Source organism: Bacillus sp. 5w2 (assembly GCF_054353775.1).
This window is the reverse complement of sequence record NZ_JBTIWT010000003.1, coordinates 17,054-40,948: the sequence shown is the minus strand read 5'-3', so window position 1 is coordinate 40,948 and position 23,895 is coordinate 17,054. Positions and strand designations below refer to the sequence as shown.

General features: G+C 33.5%; 23 protein-coding genes and 3 pseudogenes. 20 read left to right on the top strand and 6 right to left on the bottom strand.

The features are described 5' to 3' along the window. Positions 1-200: 200 nt before the first annotated feature. From ACXY7N_RS07610 to murG, 4 genes are read left to right on the top strand one after another with little or no spacing between them, the layout of a single operon-like run. Positions 201-1,187: a UDP-N-acetylglucosamine 4,6-dehydratase family protein gene (locus ACXY7N_RS07610; protein ID WP_016086673.1), complete on the top strand. Its 987-nt coding sequence runs from the start codon at positions 201-203 to the stop codon at positions 1,185-1,187. Then, positions 1,184-2,095: an SDR family oxidoreductase gene (locus ACXY7N_RS07605; RefSeq protein ID WP_016135207.1), complete on the top strand. Its 912-nt coding sequence runs from the start codon at positions 1,184-1,186 to the stop codon at positions 2,093-2,095. The genes ACXY7N_RS07610 and ACXY7N_RS07605 overlap by 4 nt, the downstream gene beginning before the upstream one ends. 25 nt (positions 2,096-2,120) lie before the next feature. Continuing rightward, positions 2,121-2,441 (top strand): DUF6572 domain-containing protein, encoded by a 321-nt coding sequence (locus tag ACXY7N_RS07600; protein ID WP_033659754.1) that lies wholly within the window; start codon positions 2,121-2,123, stop codon positions 2,439-2,441. A gap of 48 nt (positions 2,442-2,489) precedes the next feature. After that, on the top strand, positions 2,490-3,554 hold the full coding sequence (gene murG / locus ACXY7N_RS07595) for an undecaprenyldiphospho-muramoylpentapeptide beta-N-acetylglucosaminyltransferase (protein ID WP_016135205.1): 1,065 nt from the start codon (positions 2,490-2,492) through the stop codon (positions 3,552-3,554). A gap of 98 nt (positions 3,555-3,652) precedes the next feature. On the opposite strand, the gene ACXY7N_RS07590 is transcribed toward murG, so the two are convergent. Next, a complete protein-coding gene (locus tag ACXY7N_RS07590) occupies positions 3,653-6,373 on the bottom strand; it encodes a sensor domain-containing phosphodiesterase (protein WP_142292012.1) in 2,721 nt (906 codons plus the stop codon). Positions 6,374-6,796: 423 nt separating this feature from the next. On the opposite strand from ACXY7N_RS07590, the gene ACXY7N_RS07585 reads away from it, so the two are divergent. The 4 genes and pseudogenes from ACXY7N_RS07585 (at position 6,797) to ACXY7N_RS07570 (ending at position 8,341) form a co-directional block, all read left to right on the top strand. Continuing rightward, complete coding sequence (locus tag ACXY7N_RS07585; RefSeq protein WP_016135203.1) at positions 6,797-7,186, top strand: VOC family protein; 390 nt, start codon at positions 6,797-6,799, stop codon at positions 7,184-7,186. Positions 7,187-7,405: 219 nt separating this feature from the next. Continuing rightward, positions 7,406-7,649 (top strand): annotated as a pseudogene (locus tag ACXY7N_RS07580) (alpha/beta fold hydrolase); the annotation flags it as partial. After that, positions 7,639-7,797 (top strand): annotated as a pseudogene (locus ACXY7N_RS07575) (histidine phosphatase family protein); the annotation flags it as partial. The pseudogenes ACXY7N_RS07580 and ACXY7N_RS07575, both read left to right, overlap by 11 nt. Before the next feature lie 226 nt (positions 7,798-8,023). Next, positions 8,024-8,341 (top strand): hypothetical protein, encoded by a 318-nt coding sequence (locus ACXY7N_RS07570; protein ID WP_016086679.1) that lies wholly within the window; start codon positions 8,024-8,026, stop codon positions 8,339-8,341. 90 nt (positions 8,342-8,431) lie between these two features. Here the strand turns inward: ACXY7N_RS07570 and ACXY7N_RS07565 are convergent, their stop codons facing one another. Next, positions 8,432-9,070 (bottom strand): YczE/YyaS/YitT family protein, encoded by a 639-nt coding sequence (locus ACXY7N_RS07565; RefSeq protein WP_016086680.1) that lies wholly within the window; start codon positions 9,068-9,070, stop codon positions 8,432-8,434. A gap of 196 nt (positions 9,071-9,266) precedes the next feature. Between ACXY7N_RS07565 and pepT the strand changes: the two genes are divergently transcribed. Next, a complete protein-coding gene (gene pepT / locus ACXY7N_RS07560; protein WP_016086681.1) occupies positions 9,267-10,499 on the top strand; it encodes a peptidase T in 1,233 nt (410 codons plus the stop codon). 37 nt (positions 10,500-10,536) lie between these two features. Here the strand turns inward: pepT and ACXY7N_RS07555 are convergent, their stop codons facing one another. Genes ACXY7N_RS07555 through ACXY7N_RS07545 form a run of 3 tightly spaced genes read right to left on the bottom strand, consistent with a single transcriptional unit; the run spans position 10,537 to position 12,552 of the window. Beyond that, on the bottom strand, positions 10,537-11,448 hold the full coding sequence (locus ACXY7N_RS07555) for a DNA-3-methyladenine glycosylase family protein (RefSeq protein WP_016086682.1): 912 nt from the start codon (positions 11,446-11,448) through the stop codon (positions 10,537-10,539). Further along, on the bottom strand, positions 11,445-11,975 hold the full coding sequence (locus ACXY7N_RS07550; protein ID WP_016135200.1) for a methylated-DNA--[protein]-cysteine S-methyltransferase: 531 nt from the start codon (positions 11,973-11,975) through the stop codon (positions 11,445-11,447). Before ACXY7N_RS07550 ends, ACXY7N_RS07555 begins: the two co-directional genes overlap by 4 nt. Beyond that, positions 11,956-12,552, bottom strand: coding sequence for a bifunctional transcriptional activator/DNA repair enzyme AdaA (locus ACXY7N_RS07545; protein ID WP_088084166.1), 597 nt, complete (start codon positions 12,550-12,552; stop codon positions 11,956-11,958). Before ACXY7N_RS07545 ends, ACXY7N_RS07550 begins: the two co-directional genes overlap by 20 nt. Positions 12,553-12,706: 154 nt before the next feature. Between ACXY7N_RS07545 and ACXY7N_RS07540 the strand changes: the two genes are divergently transcribed. From ACXY7N_RS07540 to ACXY7N_RS07515, 6 genes are all read left to right on the top strand, one after another. Continuing rightward, entirely contained in the window at positions 12,707-13,465 is a 759-nt protein-coding gene (locus tag ACXY7N_RS07540; RefSeq protein ID WP_088084165.1) for an exodeoxyribonuclease III, read from the top strand. A gap of 300 nt (positions 13,466-13,765) precedes the next feature. Then, on the top strand, positions 13,766-14,731 hold the full coding sequence (locus ACXY7N_RS07535) for an iron-hydroxamate ABC transporter substrate-binding protein (RefSeq protein WP_016135197.1): 966 nt from the start codon (positions 13,766-13,768) through the stop codon (positions 14,729-14,731). Positions 14,732-14,758: 27 nt separating this feature from the next. Further along, positions 14,759-15,766 carry a FecCD family ABC transporter permease gene (locus tag ACXY7N_RS07530; RefSeq protein ID WP_016086687.1) on the top strand — a complete coding sequence of 336 codons (1,008 nt, stop codon included), beginning with the start codon at positions 14,759-14,761 and terminating at the stop codon, positions 15,764-15,766. Then, on the top strand, positions 15,759-16,781 hold the full coding sequence (locus ACXY7N_RS07525; protein WP_016135196.1) for a FecCD family ABC transporter permease: 1,023 nt from the start codon (positions 15,759-15,761) through the stop codon (positions 16,779-16,781). The genes ACXY7N_RS07530 and ACXY7N_RS07525 overlap by 8 nt, the downstream gene beginning before the upstream one ends. A gap of 14 nt (positions 16,782-16,795) precedes the next feature. Then, entirely contained in the window at positions 16,796-17,617 is an 822-nt protein-coding gene (locus tag ACXY7N_RS07520; RefSeq protein ID WP_016135195.1) for an ABC transporter ATP-binding protein, read from the top strand. A 16-nt stretch (positions 17,618-17,633) separates the two neighbouring features. Then, positions 17,634-18,452, top strand: coding sequence for an alpha/beta hydrolase (locus ACXY7N_RS07515; RefSeq protein ID WP_016086690.1), 819 nt, complete (start codon positions 17,634-17,636; stop codon positions 18,450-18,452). Between the two features lie 37 nt (positions 18,453-18,489). On the opposite strand, the gene ACXY7N_RS07510 is transcribed toward ACXY7N_RS07515, so the two are convergent. Then, positions 18,490-19,179: a class I SAM-dependent methyltransferase gene (locus ACXY7N_RS07510; protein ID WP_488592356.1), complete on the bottom strand. Its 690-nt coding sequence runs from the start codon at positions 19,177-19,179 to the stop codon at positions 18,490-18,492. A 153-nt stretch (positions 19,180-19,332) separates the two neighbouring features. Here ACXY7N_RS07510 and ACXY7N_RS07505 point away from each other — a divergent pair. From ACXY7N_RS07505 to ACXY7N_RS07485, 5 genes and pseudogenes are all read left to right on the top strand, one after another. Then, positions 19,333-19,857: pseudogene (locus tag ACXY7N_RS07505) on the top strand (cation diffusion facilitator family transporter); the annotation flags it as partial. 259 nt (positions 19,858-20,116) lie between these two features. Then, entirely contained in the window at positions 20,117-20,344 is a 228-nt protein-coding gene (locus tag ACXY7N_RS07500; protein ID WP_000849106.1) for a hypothetical protein, read from the top strand. Positions 20,345-20,635: 291 nt separating this feature from the next. Then, positions 20,636-20,938: a metal-sensing transcriptional repressor gene (locus ACXY7N_RS07495; protein ID WP_000349636.1), complete on the top strand. Its 303-nt coding sequence runs from the start codon at positions 20,636-20,638 to the stop codon at positions 20,936-20,938. Positions 20,939-21,141: 203 nt separating this feature from the next. Next, positions 21,142-21,348, top strand: coding sequence for a copper chaperone CopZ (gene copZ / locus ACXY7N_RS07490; protein WP_016135194.1), 207 nt, complete (start codon positions 21,142-21,144; stop codon positions 21,346-21,348). Between the two features lie 95 nt (positions 21,349-21,443). Further along, positions 21,444-23,864, top strand: a complete 2,421-nt coding sequence (locus tag ACXY7N_RS07485) for a heavy metal translocating P-type ATPase (protein WP_488592355.1) — start codon at positions 21,444-21,446, stop codon at positions 23,862-23,864. Positions 23,865-23,895 lie beyond the last annotated feature (31 nt).

The window sequence follows — 23,895 nt, the reverse complement described above, 5'->3', positions numbered from 1 at the left end:
TTTTTACAGGGAATTTAGTTATCATGCAAACAGTATAAAAAATCTTACTGTTGTAAGGTGAAATGAAAAACCGAAACTATATTTAATAGTTTTGGTTTTTTTATTTTGTCAATTAAATGTAACAAACGACGATTATGATTTGAATCAATTGAAAATAATTCAATAAATTTTAATTGAAATGCTTGGTAGGAGGAAAAGGAATGCTAAATAAAATAATTTTAATTACTGGTGGCACAGGTTCGTGGGGACATGAACTTATAAAACAACTATTAGAAAAATCACCGAAAGAAATTAGGGTTTTTTCAAGAAATGAAACGGTTCAGTTTGAAATGCAGCAACAGTTCATAAATGATGATAGATTAAAATTTATTATTGGAGATATTCGTGACAAGGATCAATTACTCTATGCATGTCAAGGTGTACATTATGTATTCCATCTTGCAGCTTTAAAACACGTTCCAGTATGTGAGTATTATCCTTATGAAGCTATAAAAACCAATATACATGGTACGCAAAATGTAATTGAAGCATCTATACAGATGCAAGTGGAGAAAGTGATATATGTTTCAACGGATAAAGCAGCAGATCCATCAAATACGTATGGGATGACAAAAGCAATTGGTGAAAAGTTAATGGTTCATGCGAATGTGCAAACGAAGCAAACAAAATTTATTTGTGTTCGTGGTGGAAATGTTTTAGGGACAAGTGGAAGTGTGGTACCGCTTTTTAAAAAACAAATTAAAAAATCTTCACAAGTAGGGATTACCGATGCGAATATGACTAGATTTTTCTTAACAATTGAAGATGCTGTTGGATTGTTATTTAAAGCCGTATATCAAGGCAGAGGCGGGGAAATCTTTGTTATGAAAATGCCGGCATGTAAAATAACAGATTTAGCAGAAGTGTTAATTGAAGATTCGAAAAAAGAAAATGTGAAGTTAAAAGAGGTAGGGATAAGGCCGGGTGAAAAATTAAGTGAAATGCTTTTATCTGAGGTAGAGAGTAAAACGAGTATAAGTTTTGATCAAAATTATTTTGTGGTACTACCGACTATTCCTATAGAAGGGCTTCAAGAATATTATGCTAGTTATCCACTTGTGGATGTGAAGAGTTTTAGTTCTCAACAAGACTTACTTGCAAAACATGAGGTGAAAAAAATGCTATTAAAAGGAGGATTTTTACGATGAAAAAAAATGCGAGCCTTTTAATAACGGGTGCAAATGGTTTTACAGGACGCCATGCTTGCCAATATTTTTTAGAACAGGGCTTTCATGTAATTCCTATGTTTCAAAATCGTACACATAGAGAAAAAATTGAAAATGGTATTACTTGTAATTTAACAAATAAGAGCGAAGTAATGAAGGTAATGAAACAAATAAAGCCAGATTATGTATTGCATTTAGCAGGAAGGAATTCGGTCATAGAGTCTTGGACAGCTGCACTTGAATATGTAGAGATTAATGTCATAGGGACGTTATATTTATTAGAAGCAATTAAGCAAGAAGCACCACATTGTAGAACATTAGTTATAGGATCTGCTTTGCAAGCAGATCGTATGAACGAAATGAAAATTTCAAATCCATATAGTTTAAGTAAAACGATGCAAGTCATTATTGCAGAGGCTTGGGGCGGATTAATGGATTCAAATATTATCATTGCAAAGCCCTCAAACTTAATTGGTCCAGGAGTATCAAATGGCATTTGTTCGATTCTCGCAAAAAAAATGATAGATATAGAATCAGGTAGAAGTAAAGCCATTATTGAAGTAAACAGTTTGAAAGATAGTAGGGATTTTCTAGATGTACGTGATGCGGTTAAAGCGTATCATGTGTTATTACGAGATGGAATAAATGGAAAACAGTATAATATCGGATCAGGAGTGAAGCGATCTTTATTAGATGTACTAGAACAATATAAAGAATTAACTCAGCTGAATTTTTTCATAGAAGAAACAGAGAAAAGTGGGAGTGACTCAAATGAGAGTGTAGTAATAGAGGAAATAAAAAGGTTAGGTTGGATCCCAGAAATTCAATTTCATCAATCATTAAAAGATGTACTTGAGTATGCGAAGTGTAGTGACATCTGCATTCAATGAAAAACAAAAAGGGTGTAAGAAATATATGAATGGCTATGGAACAATAAATAATCAAAATATCCTATTCCTTTTAATTGTTGATACGCTGGACTGGAAAGATGAAGAAGGGCATGTTTTGTGTATCTATGAGGCGATAAATAAATGTCGAGCTTATGTGGAAAGTAAAAAGGATGATAGGAAAAATCCAGTAATAGGTACAGGAACTAGGCCTGTAATTCAAGTCTTTGCTCAGTATGAATGTAGTGAATATGGAAATGATTTTTATGATCTTATTAAAGATTTTTTGCAAGATATAGGATTTGAGCTAAATGTTTATATAAATAATAGTAAGTTTACTTACATTTAATAGATTAGTATAAAACAAGATTTTTAATGATAAAGGTGGATATAAATTATGAATAAAAAGATTCTCTTTACTGGGGGCGGTACAGCCGGACACGTAATGATTAATATGGTATTAATTCCTAAATTTATGGAAAAAGGATGGGGAGTTGAGTATATTGGATCTCAAAATGGAATTGAAAAACTATTAGTTCAAAATGTGAAATACAATAGTATTTCAACGGGAAAGCTTAGGAGATATTGGGATTGGGAAAACTTTAAAGATCCTTTTAAAATAATAAAAGGTTGCATACAAAGTTATAAATTGATGAAACGCATAAAACCAGATGTTATTTTTTCGGCAGGGGGATTTGTGTCCGTTCCTGTAGTAATAGGAGCGTGGATGAATAAAGTACCCGTAATAATACGTGAACCAGATAGTACGTTAGGATTAGCAAATAAAATAGCATTACCTTTTACTACAAAACTATGCACAACATTTCCTCAGACAGGAGCAAATGTAAGGAATGAGAAGAAGGTTTATGTAGGACCAATTGTAAGGGAGGAAATTGAGAGGGGCAACATATTGCGGGGAAGAAGCTATTGTAAATTTCAGCAAGATAAACCAGTATTGTTAATTATGGGGGGGAGTCAAGGTGCTCAATGGATAAATGATATGGTAAGAAAAAGTTTGGAAACATTGTTATTAAATTTTAATATTGTTCATATGTGCGGTAAAGGGAAGGTAGATTCATCTATTGGCATGGAAGGTTATATGCAATTCGAATATATAGGGGAAGAATTGCCGCATATATTAAATATGGCGAGTGTTGTAGTTTCCAGGGCGGGTTCTACTGCTATTTCTGAATTGTTATTTTTGAAGAAACCGATGTTGCTTATCCCGTTAACTAACAGTTCCAGTAGGGGAGATCAAGTTTTAAATGCCGAATATTTTTCTCGGCAAGGATATGCGGAAGTTATACTCCAAGACAGAGTAAGTACGAATACATTTATACATGCAGTAAATAAGTTGTATACAAATAAGGAGAGATATATTCAAAACATGAATGGATATAAAAAAAACAATAATGAGGGGATTCATCAATTAATAGATATAATAAATGAAGTGGTGAAGTAATAGAAATTTAAATAAAAAACAAAAGGAAAGAAGATATCTTCTTTCCTTTTTACTATAGTTGTTCAAATTCATTATTACTTATAACGATTAGCTATGTACTATGGGTGAATCCCGATTTCTAATAGTTCAGTAAATGCATGCGTATGAATAGGTTTACTATAATAGTAACCTTGAATAAACTGACATTTATTTTTTTGAAGGAAATTTACGTGCTCTTTCGTTTCTACACCTTCAGCAATGACAGACATTCCTAATGTATTTGCTAATGTGATGATTGTTTTAATAATTTCCATTCCATCGTCACATGTTTCAGACATTGTAATAAATTCTCTTGGGATTTTTAACGTATCGATTGGATATAAAGGTAAGTAAGCTAGCGAAGAATAGCCTGTACCAAAGTCGTCGATTGAAATGTGAATCCCTAAATTTTTTAGTGTACGCAATTTTATCAATGTTTCTCGCTCATCCATCATTGCAATTCGCTCTGTTAACTCAAGATCGAGAGAACTTGCGGGTAAACCTGTATTTGCTAAAGTAGAAGAAATAGACTTTACAAAATCCTCTTGTTCAAATTCTTTAGCAGATAAATTTACACCTATTTTTAAATGTGAATATCCGAGTACGTGCCAACGTTTCATTTGCTCACAAGCCTGCTCTAATGTCCATTTTCCTATTGGAATAATTTGTAGTGTTTCTTCTGCAATCGGAATAAACTCGTATGGAGAAATAACGCCTAATTCAGGATGATTCCACCTAATTAGAGCTTCTGCACCGATAATTTTATTAGAGTCACTATCAACTTGAGGTTGATACAAAAGGAACAATTCTTCATTTTGTATTGCGTTTGGTAAATCTTTTTCTAATTGTAATCGTCTTTCAATTTTTTTAGCGATTACATCGTCATAAATAGAGACAGAGTTAAGCTCTTTTGCCTTTGCATCATACATTGCAACATTAGCGTTTTTCAAAAGTGTAGCGGTATCGATTCCGGAATGTGGATAAATAGCGATGCCGATACTCAGTGATAAAGTTAAAGTATGCTCATGTATGACAAACGGCTTTTCTATGCTTTCAAATAATTGGTTACATAACTCGAATAAGGCATCTTCGTCAGTATAATTTTCAATTAAGATTGTAAACTCATCACCACCGATTCTTGACAGATGAGTATGTGATGGAAGACAGGATTGGAATCGCTTTGCAACTTCTTCTAATATGTAATCTCCTGCCGAATGTCCAAGTGTATCGTTGATTGCTTTAAAGCGATCTAAGTCTAAATATAATAATGCAAACTCGCTTTCTGTTTTTTTAGCACTGTTTATAACTTTTTTTAATTTCTTATGGAAAAAGGCACGGTTCCCAATTTTCGTTACAGTATCATGGAATGCTAAATATTTTATTTCTTCTTGCTGTTTTTTTAGTGCAGTAATATCTTTCACCATAATATAGCTTCCTGAAATTTGCCCGTCTATCATAATAGGGACGATGGTAACGTATAAAAAATAAGTAAAGCCATCTTTATATTGAGAACTAAGTTGTAAGGATGCCGATTCTTGTTGTTTCACTTTTTCTAATGCTGATGCTAGTTTATATTTATCTTCATCTAAAATAATCGAAAAACAAGTTTCACCAAGTAACTCGTCAGTTGGTGCTCCAAGTAGTATACTTCCAGCTTTATTTACATTTAAGAATACTCCATGTAAATCAATTGTAAAAATAGGATCAGGGTGATATTCATATAATGATTTGAATTTTTGTTGCTTTTGAGATAGAGCCTCTGATTTATGAACTAAATCTGAAGTCCGTAAAGTAACTTTTTCTTCTAATTGGGCATTAAATGCCTGTAAACGTTTGGTTAGGGAATTGTTTTGCATACGTACAATAGAATGACGAATGAGTACGAAAATAAAAGTAATACAATTTCCTGTAATGAGAGTGGAAGATGATGTTTGTTCTTTTAACGTAAACCCGATTAGTATTGCAACGGCAAGATAGGGAAATACAACTAAAGCCTTTTTTCCTATTATAGGGTTAACAATGAAATAATTTTTATGGCTATTATGATCTTCTGAAATAGATCCAGCTATTGCAATAAATAATATAGGTATTCTATATAAAAGACGTAATAATGTTATCGTTTCAGTTGATAAATGGTTATTTAGGTAAAAATAAATATAGTTAAAAGTTGCAGAACTTATTAATACAAAAATAAAGATGTAAATTTTCCGTTTGGAATTAAAAATTGTTGGACGGAAAAAGAGACTAACACCTAGTAGAAGAAATAATAAATCTGCAATTGGATATAGAAATGAAAGGAAAACATCTCCTAGTGAAAGAGAGAATATATTTAAGTTTGGTTGATTAAATAAATACCACTCCAATGTGAATATGGAAGTAAGTACTATGCATATATCACAAATAAAGAATGCTTTTTCCCATTTATCGCATTCTTTTAAGATTTTATAGCAGAAAGCGATAAGACAGAAAAGTAGAAAAAACATGTAAAATACATCAGAAATAGTAAAACGATGTATTGGAATCTCGAAGAAGCTATCTTGATATGTATATACTATTTTTCCTAATAAAAAACTACCAATTGCTATTGTGATACATATCCAAAACGGATTTGAACTGACTTTTTTAGAATATATAGAGTAAATTAGTGATACAAATGTAATGGCTTCAACAATAAATGAAGCGAAGCGTACATCTGAATTTGAAAAATGGGTAGGGAACAGATAAAAAAACATAAAATAGATTGAATAACATATTAATGTTCCAATTAATATACATAGTTGTAAATTTTTATTTAATTTCAATAAAATCACCTTCTTTAATTATGCACTATATTCGTAATATCTATACATAATAATATTATTTAAGAATTGTATCAGATTTCCTTATAAAAATCATGCGTATAAGGAAAGTAATAAAGAGTTTAATGCTTCTTAAAATTGAAAAAATATTATGTTTGATAGTATGTATTACATCAAGATTTTAAATGGAAATTGTATATTTAGTCATCCTTTGAATTTTAAAGGTTTTTTAGTGGTTCGCAAGTGAATATGCATAATTGCATAAAGATAATACATTCAATTTTTATATAAAATGTTTTTGTTATAAAGTATGTACTAAACTTTTGTATGCATCTATTCTCATACTAATGAGGGATTTCAAAAAGATGTTACGTATATACAATCATACGTAAGCATGTATGAAATTTTTAGTATAGGAGGAAGAGCATGAAGAATTGGGTGAAGTTTCGGATAGCACGTCCAACTGATCAGTTTGAAAAAGTTATAGCATTCTATGAAAAAGGGTTAGGGTTAAAACGTATAGGTGAATTTTACGATCATGAAGGCTACGATGGGGTCATGTTTGGACTCCCAGATGAAGAGTATCATTTAGAATTTACAAGACATATAGAGGGGAGTCCTTGTCCAGCTCCAACAAAAGATAATTTACTTGTATTTTATATGCGTGACGATAGTGAAATGAGAAAAGTGACTAAAAGGCTGCATGGATTGGGATATGATGAAGTCGAACCAGAAAACCCATATTGGAAAGATAAGGGGATAACGATAGAGGATCCAGATGGCTGGAGAATCGTGTTAATGAAAATAGAAGAATAAGGGGTAACGAAACTAATAAGAACAAGGTTTTAAATTATGATAGGGTAAAAATAGATTAGCTTCCTTCTCGGAAATAAAAATAGAAGGAAGTTTTTTGTTTGTAGTCTGAAATTTTTAATTTAACAATCAATTGTAGGGGGATATAAATTGAGAACGTGTATTCTTATAAATTTGATAGTGTTGTCATTCAAAAGGAATGTATAAATAGGGGGACTTTTTATGTTATTTCGAATGAAAGATGCAGAAGTATACTATGAAATTATGGGAGAGGGTGGAACCAGTCATTATCATACATGGCTGTGCCCCTGACCATAGATTAATGATGAAATGTATGGAATCAGTATTTCAAAAATATGAAGGATATAAGCGAATATATATTGATTTACCTGGAATGGGGAAATCGAATGCTCCAGATTGGATAAATAGTTCAGATCGTATATTAGAACTGTTAATTGCATGTATTTGATAATCAATATGGGTTTGAATTTTTAATACATACTTCGAAGCCTGACATATATAAGTTGGAATTTAAAGATGAGCAATTCATGAATGTAGAAAGATTATGGATAGGAGATAGAAAGAATCTTTATCAACTGTTTTTAGAATCTTAAATCAATAAGTAATTATTCAATTTCTGAATAATATAATTGAAAGTTGGTTTAAGGAAACAATTTTAAATGTGACAAAACTCCAAACGCTGGATTTATATTCAATTGGAGAAAAAGATGTAGAATTTTGTCTTACGGTCCCCGTTTACTTTTCATTTCATTACATATAGGCTTTGTGGTGTAAAGGAGAAAATCACCTTTACACAAAATTTATAAGGAGGACATTGTGATGAAAAAGATTAAAAAGTTTGCGGGAGTTGCTTTAGCGGGCACGATTGGATTAAGTGGACTACTGTTTTTAGAACCAAGTGTAAGTGCTGCAGAAACACAGCAGGTGAAAGAAGGAAATTTCAATGCAATTGATGTAATGATGAATCAAAGTGAATTTTATGTATTGAGTGGTAGAAGTATTGATATTCTTTCTGGAGATAAAGAAGCAATTCAGCTAAATAAATACACAATTAGTTTTAGTAAACCTGGGAAGTATGTTATTAGAGTAAATGGTTGTATTTATGATGATGTATATACTTTTATTGTGAATAAATAGTATATATTCTTAAATTGTGAGATAAAAAAGAAACACCCTATTTGCGGTGAGAATCGTAAATAGGGTGAATGATTTGTATTGAGTTGTATTTTAAATATGTTCACTAACTTTCTCTTTGTTATGTAAAGTATGTAAGAGTGTTTGAAACATCTTAAATGATTGTTGAAAGATTGGACTTTGAATAAAGGTGTACAGAAAAGTTACGATGAAAACAGGACCTCCTAGCATAAATCCAATAACTAGTACAACACATTCTACTATGATTCTAGCACGGCTAATAGACAGTCCTGTTTTGTCGGAAATAGTAAGCATGAATCCATCGCGAGGTCCAGCACCAATCCCAGCCGCAACATACATTCCTCCCCCAATACCTGTAATGGCAATACCAGAAAATAAAATGAGTAAGTTTATCCATAAATAATCACTAGCGTTTGGAAGAATATTTGATTGTAAGAAAAAGTCCATAATGGGACCGATAAGTAGTGCATTTAAAAATGTGCCCACATTTATATATTTTCGATCTACTAATAAAGAAATGAGAACGAGACATAATCCACATATGACACTCCAAGTACCAATGGTCCATCCAAATCTTTGGTAGAGAGCCATATTTAAAACTTCCCAAGGATGTAAACCGAGAAATTTTACTTTGACTGCAAGAGCATTTCCAAGGCCAAAGAAAATTAATCCTAAGAAAAAAAGAAAATAGCGAAAAAGGGTTAGCCTCATCTTTCATACCTCCTATAGTTTATAATTATGAATGTTACATGTTAAAGTTTAAATGTACAAATATTATGACTCCTATTGATTTGTTTTAAATCTTTAAAAATGTAAATGGAATATATACTTTCACAGTCAAAAAAGTTAAAAAATTTCGTCTTAAGGATTATAATGAAGAAAGAAATATAAAAGGGAGTGAACGAGTTTGAAACAAGAGCTTATTGAAAGATTTACGAGATATGTAAAAATTGATACACAATCAAATGAAGAAAGTCATACAGTTCCAACAACACCTGGGCAAATTGAGTTTGGAAAGTTATTAGTGGAAGAGCTAAAAGAAATTGGGTTAACAGAAGTAACGATGGATGATAACGGTTATGTAATGGCAACACTTCCTGCTAATACAGATAAGGATGTTCCTGTAATCGGCTTTTTAGCACATTTAGATACGGCAACAGATTTTACAGGGAAAAACGTAAAACCACAAATTCATGAAAACTTCGACGGAAATGCGATTACGTTAAATGAAGAGCTAAATGTTGTGTTAACACCAGAACAGTTCCCAGAATTACCATCTTATAAAGGGCATACCATTATTACAACGGATGGTACGACACTTTTAGGAGCAGATGATAAGGCTGGTCTGACTGAAATTATGGTTGCAATGAACTATTTAATACATAATCCACAAATTAAGCATGGGAAAATACGAGTTGCATTTACGCCGGATGAAGAAATTGGCCGTGGGCCAGCGCATTTTGATGTAGAAGCGTTTGGTGCATCATGTGCTTATACGATGGATGGAGGTCCATTAGGTGGTTTAGAGTATGAAAGTTTTAATGCTGCAGGTGCTAAGTTAACGTTTAATGGAACGAATACACATCCTGGAACAGCGAAAAATAAAATGCGTAACGCAACTAAACTTGCTATGGAGTTTAATGGATATTTACCAGTAGAAGATGCACCGGAATATACAGAGGGTTATGAAGGATTTTACCATCTACTTTCTTTAAATGGTGATGTAGAGCAAAGTAAAGCGTATTATATTATTCGAGATTTTGATCGTGAAAATTTTGAGTCGCGTAAACATAACGTTGAAAATATTGTGAAGCAAATGCAAGAGAAATATGGACAAGATGCAGTCGTTTTAGAAATGAATGATCAATACTATAACATGCTTGAAAAAATTGAACCAGTGAGAGAAATTGTTGATATTGCATATGAAGCGATGAAAAGTTTAAATATCGAACCAAACATTCATCCGATTCGTGGTGGAACAGACGGATCACAATTATCATATATGGGATTACCAACGCCGAATATTTTCACTGGTGGTGAAAACTATCACGGCAAATTTGAGTATGTTTCGGTAGATACGATGGAAAAAGCTGTTCAAGTTATTGTAGAAATCGCAAGACGATTCGAAGAACAAGCTTAAAAAAAAACCAAGTAGTGCAGATGTGCTACTTGGTTTTTTAGTATAGTACTCGCCACAAATAAAAAGTTGCGTAAGACTCCCAGTTGATCCAATTTGCCGCAAAATCTTTTATTTCCTGTTTAGTCGGTTTACTTTCGGAACCTGTTATACATTTAATTGCATTATGCAAACCAACATCGTCAATTGGAAAAGCGGAAGGAAATCGTAAACAGCGCATTAAAACATAGTTGGCAGTCCAAGGTCCTATACCATGTATAGCAGTTAATTGTTTTTCAGCTTGTTTCATATCTTGTATTTGCTGTAAAGATTCTTTTGATAGTTTTCCTTCTGTAATAAGCTTTGCAATACCGATTAAATATTCACACTTTCTAGTCGTCATTTTTAACTTTTTGAGATCCTCTACGTGTAAATTAGCAATCGTTTTAGGAGAAGGAAATATCCAATGTTTTCTATCGTTCCATTCTACATAATTTCCATAATGTTCGACTAACCTTCTTTTTAGCGTATAAGCATATGTGAGGTTAATTTGTTGACCGATAATTCCCCAGGAAAGTGCCTCAAATAAATCTGGAATACCTAAAGTACGAAGACCATAATATTGTTCAATCGGTCCTTGAAGGAGTACATCATGTTTAGCTAATGTATAAAAGGGAGCTAAATCAGTAGTTAAATCAAACCACTCTTTCACATAGTTAGCTACAGCTTCGTGTATCGATGTTTCAGATGTATAGGATTCTTCTAAAAAACGTATTTGAATATTACCATCCGTATTCATACTAATTTCAACTAAAGGATTTACATCGTGAACAGGGATAACTTTATAAATTTTGTTATCTTCAATGTGGAACATACATTCATTGTTAGAACGTGATAAATAGTGTAAATTTTCTTGGAAACTAAATTCTGTCGGAACTGCTAAAGTTAATGCGCTAGTATATTTTGCTGTCATATGCATTTTACCTGCGACTTTTCTAATGTAAGCAATTTTTGCTTCATTTCTAATCCACCTCTAAAGCCGGTTAGTTTACCATTTTTTCCAATAACACGATGGCAAGGAATTGTAATGAGAAGAGGGTTGGCAGCAATAGCAGTAGCAACAGCACGTACAGCAGTAGGTTTTTGAATTCTTTCGGCAATTTCTGAATAAGAATATGTCTTCCCATAAGGAATTTCACGTACCGTATTCCAAACCGATAATTGAAAATCAGTTCCGTAAGCATCGATAGGACAAGTAAAAGTTTCTCGTTTATTTTCTAAATACTCGATAACTTCTTTCACATATGTTTGTAGATAATCTGGATTACAGGTCAATATATGTTGTGGCAATTTTTTTCTAGCCCATATATTGAATTCTTCAAGGCTTTCGTCTTGTGAACCAATGAAACATAGTCCATTTTCAGTTGCAGCAATATGAAATTGCCAATTTTCATGTGTAAGTAGCGTCCAATATATAAATTTATTTTTGTAGGAATTCATTATTGTATCCCTCTTTCATTTCGTTCTTTTTTCGATATTCAGTAGGAGAAAATCCGGTTTTCTTTTTAAATAAAGTTGCGAAATACTCGGGGTTTTCTATCCCGACAGCAGTACTAATTTCTTTAATGGATTGATTTGTTTGTAAAAGGTGTTCTGCTGCTTTAACAATCCTGAACTGCTGTATATATTCTATTGGACTTATTCCTGTCATTTTTTTGAAAGTGCGTTGTAAATGAAATGGGCTACCATGACACATTTCAGCAAGTATGTCGAGAGTTAATAATTCGTCAAAGTGCTTTTCGATATAATCTTTAATTTGTTCTACCCACTCTTCATTAGGTAAAGTGATCCCATTTGGCTTACAACGTTTGCATGGACGAAATTTTTCACTTAATGCTTGCTCTGCATGAAGAAAAATTCGTACATTGTTTTTATTCGGTATTCTTGATTTGCATGATGGCCTGCAAAAAATCCCGGTTGATTTCACAGCATAAAAGAATTTTTCATCATAGGAAGAATCATTATGAATAATTGCTTGCCAATACTCATTTGTTAACGTAAACCCTTCATTGTGCAAAGAACATCACCCCTGAAATTAGTATAACCTGAATAATGTACGTATGTATGCATTCACAAATGTAAGAGCAAGATTACAAAGGTGAAAATATGATTGTTTTTCTATTTTGTGATAGCATGAAATTTGGAAATAAACATCAAGAGGAGGGCTATAAATGAAGTTCATTTCATGGAATGTAAATGGTTTGCGTGCAGTTATCGCAAAAGGTGGATTTTTAGAATATCTCGAGGAATCCAATGCAGATATATTTTGCCTACAAGAGATTAAATTACAAGATGGGCAAATTGATTTAAATCTAGAGGGATATTATACATATTGGAATTATGCTGTGAAAAAAGGATATTCAGGGACGGCTATTTTTTCGAAAAAAGAACCGCTTTCTGTTACTTATGGTTTAGGCATTGAAGAGCATGATCAAGAAGGACGAGTTATTACTTTAGAGTTCGAAGATTTTTACATGATAACGTTATATACACCAAATTCAAAACGAGGATTAGAACGATTAGATTACAGAATGAAATGGGAAGATGATTTCCGGGCATATATTAAACGATTAGATGAGAAGAAACCAGTTATTTTTTGCGGTGATTTAAACGTTGCTCATAAAGAAATCGATTTAAAAAATCCGAAAAGTAATCGTAAAAATCCTGGGTTCTCTGATGAAGAACGAGAAAATTTTACACGTATTTTAGAAGAAGGATTTATTGATACGTATCGTTATCTGTATCCTGATCAGGAAGGCGCATATTCGTGGTGGTCGTATCGTATGGGAGCGAGAGCAAAAAATATTGGATGGCGTTTAGATTATTTTGTTGTTTCCGAGAGAATGAAAGAACAAATAACAGAGGCGAAAATTAGTAGTGAAGTAATGGGATCAGACCATTGCCCGGTTGAATTACATATAAATTTCTAAAAAAAGAAGTATTCCCCTAACATTAGGCGGATACTTCTTTTTTAATTCAGTTTGTTAAAATTTTTCAAATCTTTCTTGAAATAATTGCATATTAAATATATACTTAGTAACGATAATCATTATCAATGAAAAGGATTATCAATGGATGAGGTGTAAAAGAATTATAGCTTAGGGGAAGTGAACGAGAATGAGTTCTGGATAGAATTATTAATCTAATGAAATATATATGTAAGACAAGTTTCATATAGTTAAATTTTATTGAGAATATAGTTTTGAAAATTCGAGAGGAGATATATAAAGATGAATAAGAAGTTATTTACATTAGGGATGGTTACAGTTTTAAGTGTAGGACTTGCAGCATGTAATAGTGCGGATAAGACTTCAGGCGAGCAGAAGCAGCAGACAAAAGCTACGGAGACGAAAAAAGACGAAAAACGAAAAATTACATATTTAGGTAAAGAATATACAGTACCAGCAAAAGTAGATAAAATTGCGACAGCTAGTTTAGAGTCAATGGAAGATGCAGCAGTACTTGGAATTAAACCAGTTGGTGCCATTACTGTTGGTGGTAAATTACCGAAGTATCTTGAGAAAGATTTAGAAGGTGCGAAATCTGTTGGTGAGAAAATGGAACCAAATTTCGAAACATTACTGCAATTAAAACCAGATGTTATTACATCAAGTACGAAATTCCCAGCAGAAACAGCTGAAAAATTTACGAAAGTAGCTCCGACATTCCCTGTATCGCACGTTTCAACAAATTGGGAAGATAACTTAAAGCTAATGGGAGAATTAACTGGTAAAAAAGATAAAGCAGAAAAAATTATTAAAGATTACAATACGGATGCTGAAAAAGCAAAAGCAAAACTAGGAGATAAGTTAAAAGACAAAAAAGTACTTGTAATCAGACTAAGAGCAAACGAATTATTCTTATATCCAGAAGGAGTATACTTCAACCCGGTAATTTATAAAGATCTTGGGCTAACTGCTCCAGAACAATTGAAAACTGTAAAAGCACAAGAGAAAATTTCATTTGAAAAACTTGCTGAACTTAACCCGGATTATATTTTCTTACAATATGAGACAACTGAAAATAAAAACCCGAAAGTGCTAGAAGAAATTGAAAAGAATCCAATTTGGCAAAGTATGAATGCTGCGAAAGAAAAGAAAGTATTTGTAAACGTTGTAGATCCAATGGCACAAGGTGGTACTGCTTGGAGTAAAACAGCATTCTTAAAAGAAGCAGTGAAAAGTTTATCTAAATAATACAATAAGTAAGGTGCGTTGAATGATATGCAGAAAACAAATGCAGTACCAGTGACTATATTATGTATAGCACCCATACTCATCTTATTTACAGTTATACTTTCTATTTTGTATGGGGCGAAAAGTATTGATGCTGAAACAGTGTGGAACGCATTATTTCATTTTGATTCAAGTGATGTAAATCATAATATTATTATTACTTCACGTTTACCAAGGGTAGTTGCAGCTCTTTTAGTCGGAGCATTTCTAGCCATATCAGGAGCACTTATGCAGGGGATGACAAGAAACTATCTTGCATCCCCTTCTATTATGGGTGTGACGGATGGGGCAGCTTTTGTTATTACACTTTGTATGATTTTCCTTCCAGGAATGTCATCTATTGGTATGGTGATATGTTCAATGATTGGTTCTGCACTAGGAGCCGGTATCGTGTTTGGTTTTGGTTCGCTCCTTCAAAATGGCTTATCACCAGTTAGGTTGGCGATTATCGGAACAGTTATTGGAACATTTTTAAGCAGTGTATCTGCTGCAATGGCTTCATATTTCCAAATTTCTCAAAATGTTAGTTTTTGGTTTAATGCAAAGTTAGACCAAGTGGATCCTAATATCATTAAAATAACGATACCGTTTGGGATAATTGGAATAATTTTAGCGTTGTTAATATCAAAATCTATTACCATTCTTTCTTTAGGAGAAGAAGTTTCTATTAATCTAGGGCAGCGTACAAAACTAGTTAAAGCGATGGCAATTTTATCAGTTATCTTTTTAACAGGAACAGCAGTTGCTTTAGTAGGGAAAGTTGGTTTTGTAGGTTTAATTATTCCGCACATTACTCGCTTTATAATTGGGGTAGATTATAAGTGGATTTTGCCATGTGCAGGCGTTATTGGCGGCGTTTTTTTAGCATTATGTGATATTTTAAGTAGATTTGTAAACTATCCATTTGAAACACCAATTGGAGTCGTTACCTCCTTAATTGGAATTCCTTTCTTCCTTTATTTAATCCGTACAAGAGGAGGAGAGAGACATGCTTAAAAGTTCAAGTCAACGTTTTGGAATGACGATGGGGATTATTATATTTTTAATACTATGTGCTATTTATATTAGTTTAACGAATGGTACGTTTGACATTACGATTACAGATGTATTTAAAACACTCTTTAGAATAGATCCAGTACCAGACCATGATTTAGTTATTTTTGAGTTTCGTCTTCCTCGTATCGTAATTGCTGGATTAGTAGGATTAGGCCTAGGCGTTGCAGGTGCTGTAATTCAAGGGATTACGAGAAATGGATTGGCAGACCCAGGTATTTTAGGAGTAAATGCCGGAGCAGGAACAGCAATTGTCATTTTTATGTTTTTCTTTCAAGGACAATTAAAGAGCACAGACTGGGTTTCTATTATGATGATGCCAATGTTTGGTTTAGTCGGTGGATTAGGTGCAGCTATCATCATTTATCTGTTTTCTTGGAAAAACGGTAAGTTAGATTCGCAGCGTCTTTTATTAACAGGGATTGCAATTGGATCAGGATTTGGAGCATTTTCTATGTATTTATCACTCAAAATGAAGTCAACTGATTTCGAGATGGCCGCAGTTTGGGTGTCAGGAAGTATATATAATGCAAACTGGAAGTATATTATTGCTATGTTGCCGTGGCTTATCATATTAATTCCGCTTATACAAAAGAAAGCTTATTTATTAGATTTATTTCAATTGGAAGAAACGAGTATTACAAGTTTAGGTGTTTCAGTAGAAAGAGAGAAATCTATTTTACTACTAAGTAGTATCGGACTTGTAAGTGCATGTGTTGCAGTTTCAGGAAGTATTGGTTTCATTGGTTTAATGGCACCGCATATAGCGAAAAGACTTGTTGGTATTCAGCATAAGCATATCATTCCTACGTGCGGAGTAATCGGAATGTTCCTTGTAATAGCTTCAGACTTTATTGCAAAAACAGTTTTTACCCCTGTAGAGTTACCTGTTGGGATCGTTATTTCTATTGTCGGTGTACCGTATTTCTTATATTTACTTTATAAGGCGAAAGCGTAAGAGGAGGAATAAAAGTGAGTATTTTAAGTGCAAAAAATTTAGAAACGAGTTATGAAAAGCTTACAGTGTTTCGCGATTTAAATGTGGAAATACAAGAAGGAAAAGTAACGACAATTATAGGGCCAAACGGGTGCGGTAAATCGACACTGTTAAAAACAATGGGAAGAATTTTAAAGCAAAAGAGCGGTAAAGTATATTTGCAAGGACAGGATTTACATACAATTCCAACGAAAGAAATTGCGAAGCAGTTAGCTTTACTCCCGCAAACTCCAATTGCACCAGGAGAACTTAAAGTGGAAGAATTAATTTCTTATGGACGCTATCCACATCGAAATAACGTAAATAAGTTAACTTCAAAAGATAAAGAGATGATTGACTGGGCATTAGATATAACGAAAACTTCTGCATTTCGAACGAGACAAATTGCAAATTTATCAGGTGGTCAAAGACAAAAGGTATGGCTAGCGATGGCTTTAGCACAAGAGACAGAAGTGTTACTACTAGATGAACCAACTACATATCTCGATATGTCTCATCAATTAGATGTATTACAAATTGTGGAGAAGTTAAATAAAGAACATAATTGTACGGTTGTTATGGTACTGCATGATATTAACCATGCAGCAAGGTTTTCAGATGAAATTATTGCAATGAAGGAAGGGGAAATCGTTACAACTGGTAGCCCAGAAGAAATCATTACAAATGAAGTGTTAAAAGAAGTATTTCATATTGATGCGCGCGTCATGGTTGATCCGTATAATGGGTCTCCTGTTTGTTTTGGATACGATAGCGTTGTATCTCAAGAAGAGAAAGTAGAAATATATGTAACGAGTTAAGAAGGGGGGATATAAGATGAATACTACTATTGAAAAACAGCAGATTATAACATCTAATACAGAGCAGTGGAAAATGTATTCAAAACTAGAAGGCAAGGAATATCAAATTCATATTTCAAAGCCAAGGCAGCCAGCACCAGAGTCAGGATATCCTGTTATATACGTATTAGATGGCAATGCCTTTTTTCAAACATTCCATGAAGCGGTTAAAATACAATCAGTTAGAGCAGAAAAAACAGGTGTTTCACCAGCTATTATAGTAGGTATTGGTTATCCAATTGAAGGGGCATTTTCAGGTGAAGAAAGATGCTATGATTTTACGCCTAGCATAATTTCAAAAGATGCGCCTTTAAAACCAGATGGCAAACCGTGGCCTAAAACAGGGGGAGCGCATAACTTCTTTACTTTTATAGAAGAAGAACTGAAGCCTCAAATCGAAAATGATTTTGAGATTGATAAAGGAAAACAAACGTTATTTGGGCATTCGCTAGGTGGTTTATTTGCTTTACATATACTATTTACAAACGTAAATGCCTTTCAAAATTATTTTATTAGTAGTCCATCTATTTGGTGGAATAACCAATCTGTACTTGAAAAAGAAGAGAATCTTATAAATGAATTAAACAGTGCCAAGTTTGAAACGGGAGTATTTCTTACAGTTGGGTCACTAGAACGAGAGCATATGGTTGTAGGGGCAAACGAATTGTCAGAGCGCCTTCTCCAAGTAAAACACGATCAGTTTAGATTTACGTTTTATGAGGCTGAAGGGGAGAACCATGCATCTGTTGTGCCGACTTCTTTAAGTAAAGGGTTAAGGTTTATTAGTCACGTATAGAAGAGGGAAAAGGTAAGCAATTGCTTACCTTTTTTTCTTATTGTTTAAAAGCAACGTATCCATCAATTAAAAAACTAGTGAAAAAGCGAGTGATTTGAGTAAAGCCACATTCCTCCATAATAGTTAGTAGATTTGTTTCGGAAATAGGAAATATTTCTGTTTCAAAAGAATTTTCAAATCGGTCCCAATCTTTTAATGGGATTTGATTTTGCATCATATGGTTGCGCCAAGCATTTAATTGTGCAGAAAACATACTTGTATGGGGTATACTATTTATTGAAGAGAGAAAGAATGGAGCACCGGGCTTTAAGCGACTACTAATTTCATTAAGTAACTCTTGTTTCTCTTTCAAAGTTGGGATGAAGTGAAGAACAAGCATACAAGTAGCAGCGTCAAATAATGGATTGGTTAATAATGAATGAACAGTTCCATGTACAAAGTGAATTTGATTTTGTATGCTTTCGTTTTCAATTCTTTTTTTAGCTAACTGTAGCATGCTTTCAGATGGATCAGCACCTGTAAAAGATAAGTTGCTATTTTGTTTCCCTATTGAGAGAATTTCTTGTCCACCACCAGCACCTATTACTAGTAAATTTGGATTCATATTTTCTTTAGGGAATGTAGTAAGTAGAAAATGATTCATCATGTCATAAAGGGTAAAATATCCAGGGATTTTCAACGGAATTGTTCGTTCATACGTATGTACAGTACAATCATTCCAGCTCATTTTTTAGCCTCCTCTTTTACAATAAAGTTTCACTTTATTATGAAATGGAATGGTTAGAGGAAACAATCCCATAAATCTGGGGGGAATAAAGATGATTTATGAACAAGCAACGAAAGAAATAACAGTGTTAATGAAAAGCGAGAGTTCAACTAGACAATTGGTTTACTAGCAAATTTAATTAGTGCATGGGCACTTATGAGACAAGGTGATGTAAAAAATAACGTGAATTTACGTAGCGCGTATTTACATGTTCTTGGAGATGCTTTAGGATCAGTGGGAGCATTAGTTGCGGGTGCACTTATGTCATTATTCTCATGGTATATTGCAGATCCAATTATTTCAGTAGTTGTAGCTTTATTAATTTTAAAGAGCGCGTGGGGAGTAACAAAACATTCCATTCATATACTTATGGAGGGTACACCAGTTGCAATTGAACTAGAGAAAGTGAAGCAAGCGATTAAAGGAGTAGAAGGTGTACGTGATTTACATGACCTTCATATTTGGACAATTACATCTGGATTAGATGCATTAAGTGTCCATGTAATGATTGATAAAAAACAGGATGATCAAGAAGTACTTCAACATATTATTGATATGCTAAAAAAAGAGTTCCATATTGAACATGCTACAATTCAAATTGAAACACTGAACATTAAACATAATGAAATGATTGTCTAATAAAATGCAAACAAAAGGCTATGGGGAAGTTCTCCATAGCCTTTTGTTTGCTCAAGTAGAATTGTTCTTTTTGAACGTTTTGTTTCAACTTTTCGTCTAAAGAGACAAAAAGTTGTCACAATTCGGTCACAATTAGCATAAACATAAAATAGACGAAATGAACTTATTTCCAAAAAGGCTTGATTCATTCCATTCATGATTAGTAGAGCTGAAAAAGCATGGATTAAAAGTTCACTATATTCTCAAGGAGGTAGATCGTATGAAAACTATTCTTGCTATCGCTGGGCTTATTTGGGTTTTATCACATGGCATTCCAATTTATGAAGGAGAACAAATTCGCAGTGCTCTAAATAAAAATTTTAATGAATATCACGTTATTGATCGGCAAGATAATGTTGTGACAGTTCGTGTAAATGACTGTTTTCATACGGTAACCGTTGAAGGAACTTCTGTAGTGAATGATACAAAAGTATGTGATCAGCAGTAATTATATATAGGCAGAAAAGAGTCTCAATTTATACGTGTATAAATTGAGGCTTTTATATTTATGGATGGATAATAAGCGGAGATAGATAATCTACGCTTATTATTCTTTTTTGAAAAAAGGAAAGGGTATCATGAAAATTGAGACTGAGAAGCTAATAAATTGTTAAGAATAAGCATAGAGCGGAAATATACTCATATGGGGTATCATACATAGATAATTAATGCTATAATTGGTATACTCGTAAAAGCAATTGTTTTATTGGATGAAGAGAAACTTTAAGAAGGTGATAATATGGATCATAAAGAGCATGAAGCGGTAACACATAGATCAGAAAAAGAAAAAGAACAAATTATAAATAGATTAAAGAGAATTGAAGGACAAGTCCGCGGTATTCAAAATATGATTGAAAATGATCGTTATTGCGTGGATATTTTAGTGCAAATTTCAGCGATTAATGCAGCGATGAAAAAAGTAGGAATGGGTGTATTAAAAAACCATACAAGTCATTGTGTTTCAGGCGCTATTAAAGATGGCAATGGTGACGAAGCAATTGAAGAATTAATGACGGTATTTGAACGTTTTTCAAAAGCATAAAAACAAGCTAGTATGTCACTGGCTTGTTTTTTTGTTTACCTTTATATAGGATTTTGGGGTATTGGTGTGAAAAAGTGTGTGTAAAATAAACTTTTAGAAAATAATTGAAAAATCATGATACAAAACCATTGATTACCTTAGGGGGGTATGGTAAGATGTAATTGTGATTAACAAACAATGAAGAAACAAGAGGAGGATTTTAAATGGAACAGTTAACATTACAAGTTGAAGGTATGTCTTGTGGACATTGTGTAAATTCAATTGAAAGCAGTGTGAAAGAACTAAACGGTGTTGAACAAGTGAAAGTTCAATTAGCAGAAGGAACTGTTGAAGTTACTATCAACTCATCAGTTGTAACGTTAAAAGATATCGTTGCTGTAATTGAAGATCAAGGGTACGATGTTCAATAATTATTTTTAGATATGGAAATAAATCGTACTTTATAGGAAGTACGATTTATTTTGTTAATAATTATACCTTGTGAGGGTATATAGAGGTGAGAGACATGAATGAACAAAAAGAGGCCAATCTTCAAATATCAGGAATGACATGTGCGGCATGTGCGAATAGAATTGAAAAAGGTCTGAAAAAAGTAGAAGGTGTTCATGATGCAAATGTAAATTTTGCACTTGAAAAAACAAAAATAATGTATGATCCCCAAAAAACAAATCCGCAACAATTTAAGGAAAAAGTTGAATCGTTAGGATATGGAATTGTCAGTGATAAAGCTGAGTTTACTGTTTCAGGGATGACATGTGCAGCATGTGCAAATAGAGTAGAAAAGCGTTTAAATAAGTTAGAAGGTGTGAACGGAGCGACAGTAAATTTCGCTTTAGAATCAGCTACAGTAGATTTTAATCCTGATGAAATTAATGTAAATGAAATGAAGAGTGCAATTACGAAATTAGGATATAAATTAGAAGTGAAATCAGATGAGCAAGATGGATCAACTGATCATCGCTTACAAGAAATTGAGAGACAAAAGAAGAAATTTATCATTTCGTTTATTTTATCATTTCCGTTATTGTGGGCAATGGTAAGTCATTTCTCATTTACATCGTTTATTTATTTACCTGATATGCTTATGAACCCTTGGGTGCAGCTAGCTCTTGCAACTCCAGTTCAGTTTATCATTGGTGGGCAGTTTTATGTTGGGGCTTATAAAGCGTTACGAAATAAAAGCGCCAATATGGATGTTCTCGTGGCACTTGGAACATCGGCCGCCTATTTCTATAGTGTATATTTAAGCATTCAATCTATCGGTTCTTCGGAACATATGACAGATTTATATTTTGAAACGAGCGCGGTACTTATTACACTAATTATTTTAGGTAAATTATTTGAGGCGAAAGCAAAAGGACGCTCGTCAGAAGCAATTAAAAAATTAATGGGATTACAGGCGAAAACCGCTACTGTTGTACGAGATGGAACAGAAATAAAAATTTTAATCGAAGAAGTGGTAGCTGGTGATATCGTTTATGTAAAACCAGGTGAAAAAATCCCAGTAGATGGGGAAATTGTAGAAGGAAAGTCAGCGATAGATGAATCGATGTTAACAGGTGAAAGTATTCCAGTTGATAAAACAATTGGGGATGGAGTAATCGGTTCTACAATAAATAAAAATGGCTTTTTAAAAGTGAAAGCAACTAAGGTAGGAAGAGATACTGCATTAGCTCAAATTATTAAAGTAGTAGAAGAGGCTCAAGGTTCAAAAGCTCCTATTCAAAGGGTAGCAGATCAAATTTCAGGTATTTTCGTACCGGTTGTAGTTGTGATTGCTATTATTACATTTGCAGTGTGGATGCTATTTGTTACACCTGGTGATTTTGGCGGAGCACTTGAGAAAATGATAGCCGTACTTGTTATCGCTTGTCCGTGTGCATTAGGTCTTGCAACGCCTACGTCTATTATGGCGGGATCAGGAAGATTGGCTGAGTATGGCATTTTATTTAAAGGCGGGGAGCATTTAGAAGCAACCCACCGATTAGATACAGTTATTCTAGATAAAACAGGTACTGTTACAAATGGGAAGCCGGTGCTAACAGATGTAATTGTAGCGGATGGATTCCACGAAGAAGAAATACTACGTTTAGTAGGAGCGGCAGAAAAAAATTCTGAACACCCACTTGCAGAAGCGATTGTAGAAGGAATTAAAGAAAAGCAAATTGATATCCCGAGTTCAGCAACGTTTGAAGCAATTCCAGGATTCGGTATTGAATCAGTTGTAGAAGGGAAACAATTATTAATTGGTACACGTCGATTAATGAAGAAATTCGATATTGATATTGAAGAAGTTTCTAAATCGATGGAAGCGCTAGAACGAGAAGGAAAAACAGCGATGCTTATTGCGATCAATAAAGAATATGCTGGTATAGTTGCCGTTGCGGATACTGTAAAAGATACTTCAAAAGCAGCTATCGCAAGACTTAAGAAAATGGGTCTAGACGTTGTTATGATTACAGGAGATAATACACAAACTGCTCAGGCAATTGCTAAGCAAGTTGGTATTGATCACGTAATTGCAGAAGTATTACCAGAAGGAAAAGCTGAAGAAGTGAAAAAACTGCAAGCGCAAGCTAAGAAAGTAGCAATGGTTGGAGATGGAATAAATGATGCTCCTGCACTGGCTACGGCGGATATCGGTATGGCAATTGGAACAGGTACGGATGTAGCGATGGAAGCGGCAGACATTACGTTAATCCGTGGTGATTTAAATAGTATTGCTGATGCAATCTTTATGAGCAAGATGACGATAAGAAATATTAAGCAAAATTTATTCTGGGCACTAGCTTATAATGGGTTAGGAATCCCGATTGCAGCGTTCGGTTTCTTAGCACCTTGGGTTGCTGGAGCTGCGATGGCATTTAGTTCTGTATCCGTTGTATTAAATGCATTACGACTACAAAGAGTGAAATTAAAAAAATAAAAATCTATAGAGTAATTGCATATGCTTTTAA

What these genes read in the sequence shown, in the direction of transcription:
- ACXY7N_RS07610 (WP_016086673.1), top strand. Translation starts at nt 201, where the DNA reads ATGCTAAATAAAATAATTTTAATTACTGGTGGCACAGGTTCGTGGGGA.
- ACXY7N_RS07605 (WP_016135207.1), top strand. Translation starts at nt 1,184, where the DNA reads ATGAAAAAAAATGCGAGCCTTTTAATAACGGGTGCAAATGGTTTTACA.
- ACXY7N_RS07600 (WP_033659754.1), top strand. Translation starts at nt 2,121, where the DNA reads ATGAATGGCTATGGAACAATAAATAATCAAAATATCCTATTCCTTTTA.
- murG (WP_016135205.1), top strand. Translation starts at nt 2,490, where the DNA reads ATGAATAAAAAGATTCTCTTTACTGGGGGCGGTACAGCCGGACACGTA.
- ACXY7N_RS07585 (WP_016135203.1), top strand. Translation starts at nt 6,797, where the DNA reads ATGAAGAATTGGGTGAAGTTTCGGATAGCACGTCCAACTGATCAGTTT.
- ACXY7N_RS07570 (WP_016086679.1), top strand. Translation starts at nt 8,024, where the DNA reads ATGAAAAAGATTAAAAAGTTTGCGGGAGTTGCTTTAGCGGGCACGATT.
- ACXY7N_RS07565 (WP_016086680.1), bottom strand. Translation starts at nt 9,070, where the DNA reads ATGAGGCTAACCCTTTTTCGCTATTTTCTTTTTTTCTTAGGATTAATT.
- ACXY7N_RS07555 (WP_016086682.1), bottom strand. Translation starts at nt 11,448, where the DNA reads ATGACAGCAAAATATACTAGCGCATTAACTTTAGCAGTTCCGACAGAA.
- ACXY7N_RS07550 (WP_016135200.1), bottom strand. Translation starts at nt 11,975, where the DNA reads ATGAATTCCTACAAAAATAAATTTATATATTGGACGCTACTTACACAT.
- ACXY7N_RS07540 (WP_088084165.1), top strand. Translation starts at nt 12,707, where the DNA reads ATGAAGTTCATTTCATGGAATGTAAATGGTTTGCGTGCAGTTATCGCA.
- ACXY7N_RS07535 (WP_016135197.1), top strand. Translation starts at nt 13,766, where the DNA reads ATGAATAAGAAGTTATTTACATTAGGGATGGTTACAGTTTTAAGTGTA.
- ACXY7N_RS07530 (WP_016086687.1), top strand. Translation starts at nt 14,759, where the DNA reads ATGCAGAAAACAAATGCAGTACCAGTGACTATATTATGTATAGCACCC.
- ACXY7N_RS07525 (WP_016135196.1), top strand. Translation starts at nt 15,759, where the DNA reads ATGCTTAAAAGTTCAAGTCAACGTTTTGGAATGACGATGGGGATTATT.
- ACXY7N_RS07515 (WP_016086690.1), top strand. Translation starts at nt 17,634, where the DNA reads ATGAATACTACTATTGAAAAACAGCAGATTATAACATCTAATACAGAG.
- ACXY7N_RS07510 (WP_488592356.1), bottom strand. Translation starts at nt 19,179, where the DNA reads ATGAGCTGGAATGATTGTACTGTACATACGTATGAACGAACAATTCCG.
- ACXY7N_RS07500 (WP_000849106.1), top strand. Translation starts at nt 20,117, where the DNA reads ATGAAAACTATTCTTGCTATCGCTGGGCTTATTTGGGTTTTATCACAT.
- ACXY7N_RS07495 (WP_000349636.1), top strand. Translation starts at nt 20,636, where the DNA reads ATGGATCATAAAGAGCATGAAGCGGTAACACATAGATCAGAAAAAGAA.
- copZ (WP_016135194.1), top strand. Translation starts at nt 21,142, where the DNA reads ATGGAACAGTTAACATTACAAGTTGAAGGTATGTCTTGTGGACATTGT.
- ACXY7N_RS07485 (WP_488592355.1), top strand. Translation starts at nt 21,444, where the DNA reads ATGAATGAACAAAAAGAGGCCAATCTTCAAATATCAGGAATGACATGT.